The sequence below is a fragment of the Pseudarthrobacter albicanus genome (genome assembly GCF_018224015.1).
In the GTDB taxonomy this organism is placed as follows: domain Bacteria; phylum Actinomycetota; class Actinomycetes; order Actinomycetales; family Micrococcaceae; genus Arthrobacter; species Arthrobacter albicanus.
Genome location: NZ_JAGPOT010000088.1, coordinates 1 through 10053 on the forward strand (window position 1 = coordinate 1; position 10053 = coordinate 10053).

Sequence of the window (10053 nt, forward strand, 5' to 3'; positions counted from 1 at the left end):
ACGGGGCCATGCTGGCCAAACTGCGGAACATGGGCGAAGCCTGCACCGCCGCCAACCGGTTCATCGTGCACGAATCCCTGTCCGGCGAATTCAGCCGGCGCCTTGCGGACCGCATGGGCTCCCTGAAGCTGGGCCGCGGCTCGGCGGAAGGCACCAACATCGGCCCCCTGATCGACGCCAAGAGCCGCGCCAAGGTGGACGAACTCGTCCAGGACGCGGTCGCCGGCGGAGCTACAGCCCTGACGGGCGGGGCACCGTCGGAGGGTGACGGGTACTTCTACCCGCCCACGGTGCTGACCGACGTGCCGGCAACCGCGCGGATCCTGAAGGAAGAGGTGTTCGGGCCGGTTGCCCCGGTGGTCAGCTTCAGCACGGAGGCGGAGGCCATTGCCCTGGCCAACGACACCGAGTTCGGGCTGGTGGCCTACGCCTACACCCGGGACCTCAACCGGGGGTTGCGGCTCTCCGAACAGGTGGACGTGGGCATGTTCGGGCTGAACACCGGCATTGTCTCCAACCCGGCCGCCCCGTTCGGCGGCGTCAAGCAGTCCGGCATGGGCCGCGAGGGCGGCACCGAGGGAATCGAGGAGTACCTCGAGACCCGCTACGTCGGCATCGCGGACCCCTCCTGATGGGGAAGGAGGCCTGATGCGGATCCTGGTCACGGGCGGCACCAGCGGGATCGGTGCCGCCCTGGTCCGGGAGTCCCTCCGCTCCGGTCACACGGTGTTTACCACCGGGCGTGACGCCGGCCGGCTCGGGGCGTTCCTGGACTCCTGCCCCGCCGCCGGACGGGTCCATGGCGTTGTGGCCGACGCGGGGGACTGGGGCCAGACCCGCGACGCAGTTGCTGCCGCCGTCGACGCCCTGGGAGGTCTGGACGTCGCGGTGGCCAACGCCGGATTCTCCGCGCCCGGAGACCTGGCCGACGGGAACCCGGAATCCTGGCGGGATATGGTGCTCACCAACGTCTACGGGCCCGCAATCCTGGCCAAGGCGGCCCTGCCCCAGCTCACGGCCAACCGCGGCCATTTCGTCCTGATGGGCAGCACGGCCGGACGGAAGGTGTACCCGGGCAACCTCTACACGGCCACCAAATGGGCGGTCACGGGTTACGCCGAATCCCTCCGCCAGCAACTCGTGGGGACAGGTGTCCGGGTGCTCCACATCGCCCCGGGCCACGTTGACACCCCCCTCTGGAAGGAAGCCCCCGACGCCGCCATCGGACCGGAGGCCGTCGCTACGGCGATGTTGTGGGCGCTCGCCCAGCCTCCCGGCGTCGACATCTCGGACATCACCATCCGCGCGACGGGACAGGAATTCTAAACACTGAGGCCCGGTCGAAACAGCCAGAACCCGCCGCCCGGCACCACAGATTCGCCCAGGAGTGGCTCATGTAAGGAACCCGGTGTATGGCGTTGAAGGAGGGAAATCATTCTCCGGCGCGGTGATCAATGTGTTCCGGGTAGGGCAAAGACACTTGAGAGAATGACTGCATGGAAGAACCTGAGGCCAAGATCGTGGACGGTCTCGAGTGGGTTCTAGAGGTTCGCGTGCAGCTGTTCGACAGCGAGCCCGAGATATGGCGTCTGCTGGAGGTCTCAGGTTCCTTGCCTTTGGACCGGGTCAACGAGGTCCTGCAGGCGGCGTTTGTGCGGCAGGATGCGCATCTGCACCGGTTCACCGGCAGCGATCCCTTAGCGCGGTTGCGGCCGATCGATGGCGAGATACCAGAGGCTTTTCAGTGGGTTCCCGCAGATTTCTGTGATGAACCGACGGACTTGCCCGAAGCAGACTGCACGCTTGAGCAACTTTTCGCCATGGCACCTGGAGCGGAGTTCTACGAGTATGACTTCGGTGACAGCCGGCTTCACCGGCTCGAGCTGGTCAGACGCCGACCCTCCGAGGCCACGGACCCGCCAGTGTTGCTGCTCGATGGGGCCCGGCGTGGCCCGCTTGAGGATTCGGGTGGATTCCCCGGGTAGGAGGAGATTCTTGACGTGCTGGCTGAGACTTCCCACAAGGATCACGTCGAAGTTTCGGAGTGGGCGGCCGAAGTGACTGACGGCCACGGGCCTTTCGACCCGGGCTTTTTGGACATGCCTGCGAGAAACCGCGCTCTCGCCGGCGGTTAGGTTCGCGCCGGTGAAAAGACTCGCGTTCGCGCCACGCCGGAAGCAGTGTTGTGATTCCACGGCGAAACACCGTGAGGCTTGTACGGCGGTCGCAGACGGCGGCGCCAACCCGAAATAGATGGGTCGGCACAGGCCCTAATGATCGGGATTCCGATGGAAGGCCCGCCGGGTGCGGATCCCGTGTCCCTAGTGCTGGTAGATCTCCCGCCGGTGGCCCATGGCGAGGACCAGGACGATGAGCTGTGCGTCCCGGATCTCGTAGATGATCCGGTAGTCGCCGGTGCGGACACGCCAGTCGCCGCTGTTGCCGGAGAGCTTCTTGGCGCCAGGGGGACGCGGAGTGTCGGCGAGGAGTTCAATGGCGGCCTGGATGCGCCGGCGGGCGTCGGGCGGGAGCTTGCGCAGCTGCCGGACGGCGGCCGGCGCGAGCTGGACGGCATAGCTCACGCCAGGCCCAGCTCCGCCTTGACTTCCTCCCACGGCACCGGGCCCTCGCCGGTGTCGGCCATTTCGGTCCGCGCTGCGTTCGCGGCGCGGAGGTCCTCCAGGTCCTCGGCGGCCTCAATCAGGGTGGCGAGATCCCCGGCATCGATCAACGCGGCAACGCGGCGGCCCCGGCGCAGCAGGTACACCGGTTCATGGCTCACCCGCGCGGTATCGACCGCCTCGGAAAGCCGGCTCCGTGCATCGGTCACAGTCATCTCACTCATGCCCTAATTTTATCCGGGTTTCGCCGAAATGTACATAAGCGCTATTAGCGCGGAAACGCCGATAATGGACCTTTCGTCACCCAGCTTGAGGTAATCACGGCTATTGGCGCCGGGGGAAGCAGCCGAACGGGCGCGGGGGAGGGGCCTCATCCTGCGCCGTGACTTTGGACTCCCTGGCTGCTTCGGAGGAATAGCGGGGGTTCCAGTGGTCTTGTTCAAACTGGGGCGTCGACGACCGGCTGCCTCGTGAAAGGACCTCCTTGCCTACCTCCTTTATCCCGTTCACCATGCGCGCCACCGTTCGCGAAGACCACAAGCGCTCCTTCCGCACCGACATAGAACGTCTTACCGGCGGGCACCGTGGTTGGGCGCCGCTGGACGTCGTGAAGTCCACCGATACCCAGGCGCTGCTGAGCGGAGCGATCGCCCAAAGCGTTCACACCGCCACGGACGCGAGCCTTGCCCGTTACTTTCAGGACCGCTTTGTCGCCGACAACGACATCCATCTGGATCTCACCGTCAGCATCCGGCGTTAACAGACGCCCACGCAAGCCCCGGACTCCGCCCGGCTCCGTCCCCAGCAGGACGCCGTTGCCGGATACGACCTGACCTTCACCCCCGTCAAAAGCGTCTCAGTCCTCTGGGCACTGGGAGACGCTGAGACCCGCCGCATGGTCGAAGACGCCCAGCAGGCAGCCCTTGCAGACTCCCTCGACTACCTCGAACAACACGCCCTGGCCACCCGCTCAGGAACCAACGGCATCGCCCAGACCTCCGTCAGCGGTGGCCTGACAGCAACGAGTTTCCGGCACCACGACTCCCGCCTGGGAGACCCCAACCTGCACCACCACGTCGTTGTCTCCAACAAGGTCCAGGACGAGGCAGGGAACTGGAAGACCATCGACGGCAAGCTCCTGCACCGTTCGGCGGTGGCCGTCTCGGAGAACTACAACACCCGACTCCAAGCCCACCTTGAAGCGGCCGGAGTCCAGTTCGAGGCACGCACCGTCAACGGATCCAAGCAGCCCGTCATGGAAGTTTCCTCAGTCCCCAGGGAACTGACGGCCATGTTCTCCAAGCGCAGCGAAGGGATCCGCGCGAGCCTTTCCGAACTCCGCAAGGCCTACGAGGAACAGCACGGCCACGCCTCCGATACGGCGGCGCTGATCAAGCTCGCGCAGGCCGCGACGCTCAACACCCGCCCCGACAAAGAAGCAGCCAAGACACTCGAAGACCAGGCCCGGCTGTGGCGCGACGAAGCCCACACGCTCTACAGCGAACAGGAACTCGTAGCGCTCACCAGTGCCCGGACCAGGCCGGCGCTGGCCACTGCGACGGGCATCGACGTGCACGCTGCTGCCCGGAGCATCGTTGCCTCCGTTTCGGATAAGCGCTCGACCTGGACCGCGCAGAACGTCATGGCAGAGACCAACCGGTGGGCCAAGGAATATGCGTCCCAGAACGGGCCGGTGCCGGCCGATGCCCTCGAAGATGTTGTGTCCGCGAGCCTGGGCACCGCTTCAGTACGCATCACCCCGGACCAGGTACACGGCCGCTTTGAAGCACTGACCCGCAACGCCGGAACAGCGGACTTCAACCACCGCACCGACACCCTCTACACCTCCACAAAGATCCTCGAAGACGAAAACCTGCTCCTGCGGGCAGGAACAACAGAGGTCATCCCCGCAGCGTCCATGGAAGACTTTGAGACTGCCGTTGCCGCCCACAACCACGCCGTCGCCACCGGCGAAACATCACACCCACTCGATGAGGGACAGATCGCCCTCGCCCGCGACTTCGTCACCTCCTCCAAACTCCTGGCCGTCGGCATCGGCGCCGCCGGCACCGGCAAATCAAGCTCCATGGGACTCGTCCGCGCCGCCATCACCGGCGCCGGCGGCCGCGTCATCGGCCTCGCACCATCAGCCGTCGCGGCAGCGAACCTGGGCGAACAGCTCGGTGTCCACGCAGCGACCACGGACAAGTTCCTGCACATCAACCACGGCTCCGACCCCGCGCACCCGCCAGCGGCTCCCGGACCGTTCACCGTCACCCCCGGCACCCTCGTCATCGTTGACGAAGCCGGAATGCAGGGAACCGGCAAACTCGCGGACGTCGTCCGCGAAGTCCAAGCCCACGGCGGCCTCGTCCGCTTCCTGGGGGACGACCGGCAGCTTTCCGCCGTCCAGGCCGGCGGGGCACTGCGGCTACTGATCAACGAAATCGGCGCCACCGAACTGGACACCATCCACCGGTTCACATCCGAAGAAGAAGCAGATGCCTCGCTGCTGCTCCGCACCCCCACCGAGAACGAAACAGACCCGTTCGCTTGGTACAAAGACAACGGCCGGGTCCAGGCCGGGAGCATCGAAACGATCGAAGGACTCGCGTTCGGCGTGTGGCAGGAACGCCTCAACGCCGGCGACGCGGCCGTGATGATGGCACCGACCAACGAAAGCTCACAGCGGCTCTCCGAACGCGCCCAGGCCTACCGGATCGAAACCGGCGAAGTGATAGGCGCAGGGGCAGGTGTGCAGCTGCGCGACGGCTCCACCGCATGGATGGGGGACACCATCGTGACCCGCTCCAACGACTCCACCCTGAAAACCAAGCGCGGCCGGGACGTGGTGAAGAACGGCGACTTGTGGGCCGTCGAGGAAGCCCACGATGACGGGTCGCTCTCCGTCGCCCACCTGGGCCACGGCGGCAAGGTCCGGCTGCCGGCAGAGTACGTCACCGACCATGTTCACCTGGGTTACGCCCTCACCACCCACCGCGCCCAAGGCATGACCAAAGACGCCGGTATCCCCATCCTCGACGCGGCCACCACTCGAGAGAACGCCTACGTCGCGGCCACCCGCGGCCGGGACGAGAACGCGCTCTTTGTCGCCGTCGAAGACGGGCAGGACCGGGACACGGTGCTGGCCGCCATCGCCACCAACCACAGCCGCGAAACCTCAGCCCACGAAGCCCTGGGCACCGAGTACGAACGCATCAACAACCCCCTGGCCCTGGCGGACCAGTACCGGCACATCACCGAGGAAGCGAACAAGATCCGTATGGCCGCCATGGCCCGCGAAGTCCTGGGCGAGGACGCCGAAACGTTCGTGGCCACCGAATCCTGGGGAGCCGTGGCCACCAACCTGGCCAAAGCCGAGCACGATGGCTGGGACCCCGCGAGGCTCCTGAGAAACGCCGCGACGCAGCGCGACTTCGACGGTGCCGAAGACAAATCAGCGGTGCTGTCCTGGCGGATCGAATCCATCGTGGACAAGGCCCCCGAAGTCCTCGCCTCAGCCGGCGAAAGGCCGCTGGCCAACCTCACCGATGATCAGCTGGCCGCCCTCAAAGCAGACGTGACCCAAGCCGGTCAGGACCGCGCCCAGGCGCTGGTAACGACCAAGGCCACCGAAGGACCGCAGCCGGCGGATCACTGGACCAACCGCCGCCACGGGGCCCTCACTGACGGCGAGCTCGAACGCCGGATCTTTACCTCCCGGTTCGTTGCCCGGGAAACCGAAGCCATCAACAACCCGGCCATCGCCCGCCGGAACCAGTACCGGCTCCGCGCCCTCGAACAAGAGCAGAAGATCCGCACGGAACAGGCACGCACCGGTAAGAACCCCTCCGAGGCGGCCGAACGCGGGGCGCGCAGCCAGTACGCGAAGAACGCACCAAGTGTGGCCACCGAACAGGGCCGCGCCCTCTCGCACCAGGTCATTGCCGCCCGCGTCCGGGCAGAGGAACGCCTGCGGTCCCTTACCCCCGGCACGCCCGTGGCCGCCGGGACGGCGGACCGGTTGCCCGAATGGCTCGCACCCGCCCGGCCCGCCACCAGCGCATACCTGCCCCAGGAATGGCGTGAAGAACTCACCACCCGCCGTGAAGTCCTCACCGCCCGCCTGGACGAACGAGGCCACCTCCTCGCGGCCGAACCGCCCGTGTGGGCGCAGCAGCTGGGCCCCGTCCCCGAAAAGCCTGAAGCCGCGCAGCAGTGGCGCGACACCGCAGCCGAGCTCGAAATGTTCCGTGCCCGCTACAACGTTCCCGAGACAGAGGCGGTCCCCGTGCCCGAAAACCTCCGCGCCGAAGAGATTGGCCAGGACCTCCACGACCGGGCCGTGACCGTCAGCAAACGCTCCCGCGCCCTACCGGACCACGCCACCGAACAGGACCGCCTCCAGGCGGCAGCTGAGGCGCTGGAACGCAACAAGGGCACCCACGCCCCAACCGCCCCGGCACAGGAAGCCACCGACAAGGACCGCCAGACCAACGCCCAAGAACCCGCGGCCGTGACACCCGCCCAGGTGGAGAAACCCCGCGTCATGACCCGACTCCAGAAACTCGTCGCCGAGCAGCAAGCCAAGAAAGCCGCCGACCAGGCACCAGCCGAGAAAAAACCCGAGACCGATGCCCAGCGCCAATCACGGCTCATGGCCGAACGCGCCCAGCGCGAACAGCAGCGAACCGCGGCCGAAGATCTACGCGGCCCCGGCCTGGAACTATAACTACGCCTGTTGGCACCAGCCATTGCAGCGCCGGCACGGCATCGTCGGCGCGCACGTGAGAACGTCAATCTGGTTTGAGCCCAGGTTGGCGGTAAATCGCAGTCTCATTCGGACCCGGGGCGCTTCAGAAAACGGAAAAAATACCACGCTAAGCCTTGGAAGGTGATCGTAGGGGCCTGAGTTTGCCCGTGCCGATCCTGTGCGGCCTGCAGGACAATGAGGTGAGACACCGGATTTCAGCCCGCCTCGGCGGTGGCCAGCGGCGGTTTTCCGTTTAGCTCGCGGCGGGCAGTGCGTCCGGGATCCGCGGCTTGGTGTTTCCTGCGAAGGTGAAATTGGCGTCGTCGCCTTCGCCGTCCACGTCCACCACCACGATGTCGCCGGCGTGCAGCTCGCCGAAGAGGATCTTCTCGGAGAGCTGGTCCTCGATTTCGCGCTGGATGGTGCGGCGCAGCGGCCGGGCACCCATCGCGGGATCGTAGCCGCGGGTTGCCAGGAGCACCTTGGCCGCGGTGGTGAGCTCGATGCCCATGTCCTTGTCCGCCAGGCGCTGCTCCAGCCGGGCCACGAACATGTCCACGATCTGGATGATTTCGTCCTGGGTCAGCTGGGGGAAGACAATGACGTCGTCAACACGGTTCAGGAACTCGGGGCGGAAGTGGGCCTTGAGTTCCTCCGTGACGCGGGCGCGCATCCGGTTGTAGCCGGTCTGCGTGTCCGTGCCGGACTGGAAGCCGGTGGCCACGCTCTTGGAGATGTCGCGGGTGCCGAGGTTGGTGGTCATGATGATCACGGTGTTCTTGAAATCCACCACCCGGCCATGGCTGTCGGTCAGGCGGCCGTCCTCCATAATCTGCAGCAGCGAGTTGAAGAGGTCCGCGTGGGCCTTCTCGACTTCGTCGAAGAGAATCACGGAGAACGGACGGCGGCGGACCTTCTCGGTCAGCTGCCCGCCCTCGTCATAACCGACATAGCCGGGAGGGGCACCGAAGAGACGCGACACCGTGTGCTGCTCCGAGTACTCGGACATGTCCAGGGTGATCAGGGCGTCCTCCTCGCCGAACAGGAACTCGGCGAGGGCCTTGGCCAGCTCGGTTTTGCCGACGCCGGTGGGGCCGGCGAAGATGAACGACCCGCCCGGACGCTTCGGGTCCTTCAGGCCGGCACGGGTGCGGCGGATGGCCCGCGAGACCGACTTTATCGCCTCCTCCTGGCCCACAACACGCTGGTGCAGCTCATCTTCCATCCTCAGCAGACGGCTGGATTCTTCCTCGGTGAGCTTGAAGACCGGGATACCGGTGGAGTTCGCCAGCACCTCGGCGATCAGCTCCTCATCGACTTCGGAGATGTCGTCCATGCCGCCCGCCTTCCATCGGCGCTCCCTCTCTTTGCGCACGGCGACGAGCTTCTGCTCCTCGTCGCGCAACGCCGCGGCCCCCTCGTAGTCCTCCGCATCCAACGCGGACTCCTTCGCCGTCTTCATCGCGGCGATCTTCTCGTCCATGATCTTGAGCTCCGGCGGGGCCGTCATCCGGCGGATACGCAGCCGCGCACCGGCCTCGTCGATCAGGTCGATCGCCTTGTCCGGCAGGAAACGGTCCGAGACGTAACGATCCGAGAGGTTCGCGGCGGCGACCAGCGCGCCGTCGGTGATCGTGACCCGGTGGTGCGCCTCATACCGGTCACGCAGGCCCTTGAGGATCTCGATGGTGTCAGCCACGGAGGGTTCCTTGACCTGGATCGGCTGGAAGCGGCGCTCCAGCGCAGCGTCCTTCTCGATGTGCCTGCGGTATTCATCCAGCGTGGTCGCACCGATGGTCTGGAGTTCGCCCCGGGCCAGCAACGGCTTCAGGATCGAGGCCGCATCGATGGCACCCTCGGCGGCACCGGCACCTACCAGGGTGTGGATCTCGTCAATGAACAAAAGAATGTCGCCGCGGGTGCGGATTTCCTTCAGGACCTTCTTCAACCGCTCTTCGAAGTCCCCACGGTACCGGGAACCTGCAATCACGGAGCCGAGGTCCAGGGTGTACAGCTGCTTGTCCTTGAGAGTCTCCGGGACGTCGCCGCTGACAATCGCCTGGGCCAGGCCCTCGACGACGGCCGTCTTGCCGACGCCCGGCTCACCGATCAGCACCGGGTTGTTCTTGGTGCGGCGGGACAGGACCTGCATGACCCGTTCCATTTCGGATTCGCGCCCGATCACCGGGTCCAGCTTGTTCTCCCGCGCAGCCTGGGTCAGGTTGCGGCCGAACTGGTCCAGGACCACGGAACCGGCCGGAGTCGCTTCAGCCTGGTCCTGGCCGGGGCCGGGGCCGGCGCCGGCGGTTTCCTTGCCCTGGTAGCCGGACAGCAGCTGGATGACCTGGTTGCGGACCCGGCCCAGGTCAGCGCCGAGCTTGACCAGCACCTGGGCGGCCACACCCTCACCCTCGCGGATGAGACCGAGCAGGATGTGCTCGGTGCCGATGTAGTTGTGTCCCAGCTGCAGGGCCTCGCGCAGCGAGAGCTCCAGCACCTTCTTGGCACGCGGCGTGAAGGGGATATGGCCGGACGGGGACTGCTGGCCCGGGCCGATGATCTCCTGCACCTGCTCGCGGACACCGTCGAGCGAAATGCCCAAGGACTCAAGGGCTTTGGCGGCAACACCTTCACCCTCATGGATCAGACCCAAGAGGATGTGTTCGGTACCAATGTAAC

Annotated in this window: 8 protein-coding genes and 1 pseudogene; 6 read left to right on the forward strand and 3 right to left on the reverse strand. The window is 66.2% G+C overall.

The genetic code is table 11. The features are described from left to right. From J9611_RS17130 to J9611_RS17140, 3 genes are all read left to right on the forward strand, one after another. On the forward strand, positions 1-632 hold a 632-nt coding region (locus tag J9611_RS17130; RefSeq protein WP_211881884.1), incomplete at its 5' end, for an aldehyde dehydrogenase family protein. Between the two features lie 16 nt (positions 633-648). Next, positions 649-1326 carry an SDR family oxidoreductase gene (locus J9611_RS17135; protein WP_246527972.1) on the forward strand — a complete coding sequence of 226 codons (678 nt, stop codon included), beginning with the start codon at positions 649-651 and terminating at the stop codon, positions 1324-1326. 170 nt (positions 1327-1496) lie between these two features. Beyond that, positions 1497-1985, forward strand: coding sequence for a plasmid pRiA4b ORF-3 family protein (locus J9611_RS17140; RefSeq protein WP_246527973.1), 489 nt, complete (start codon positions 1497-1499; stop codon positions 1983-1985). Positions 1986-2321: 336 nt separating this feature from the next. On the opposite strand, the gene J9611_RS17145 is transcribed toward J9611_RS17140, so the two are convergent. Both J9611_RS17145 and J9611_RS17150 read right to left on the reverse strand, forming a co-directional pair. After that, a complete protein-coding gene (locus J9611_RS17145) occupies positions 2322-2582 on the reverse strand; it encodes a type II toxin-antitoxin system RelE family toxin (protein ID WP_211881887.1) in 261 nt (86 codons plus the stop codon). Continuing rightward, positions 2579-2845 carry a type II toxin-antitoxin system Phd/YefM family antitoxin gene (locus J9611_RS17150; RefSeq protein WP_211881889.1) on the reverse strand — a complete coding sequence of 89 codons (267 nt, stop codon included), beginning with the start codon at positions 2843-2845 and terminating at the stop codon, positions 2579-2581. The genes J9611_RS17145 and J9611_RS17150 overlap by 4 nt, the downstream gene beginning before the upstream one ends. Positions 2846-3105: 260 nt before the next feature. On the opposite strand from J9611_RS17150, the gene J9611_RS17155 reads away from it, so the two are divergent. The 3 genes and pseudogenes from J9611_RS17155 (at position 3106) to J9611_RS17160 (ending at position 7353) form a co-directional block, all read left to right on the forward strand. Then, positions 3106-3381 carry a hypothetical protein gene (locus J9611_RS17155; RefSeq protein ID WP_211881891.1) on the forward strand — a complete coding sequence of 92 codons (276 nt, stop codon included), beginning with the start codon at positions 3106-3108 and terminating at the stop codon, positions 3379-3381. A 36-nt stretch (positions 3382-3417) separates the two neighbouring features. Beyond that, positions 3418-4101, forward strand: a pseudogene (mobF, locus tag J9611_RS22385) (MobF family relaxase); the annotation flags it as partial. Between the two features lie 438 nt (positions 4102-4539). Continuing rightward, positions 4540-7353: an AAA family ATPase gene (locus J9611_RS17160; RefSeq protein WP_281414588.1), complete on the forward strand. Its 2814-nt coding sequence runs from the start codon at positions 4540-4542 to the stop codon at positions 7351-7353. 274 nt (positions 7354-7627) lie between these two features. On the opposite strand, the gene J9611_RS17165 is transcribed toward J9611_RS17160, so the two are convergent. Continuing rightward, a partial coding sequence (locus tag J9611_RS17165) for an ATP-dependent Clp protease ATP-binding subunit (RefSeq protein WP_211881893.1) occupies positions 7628-10053 on the reverse strand: 2426 nt, incomplete at its 5' end.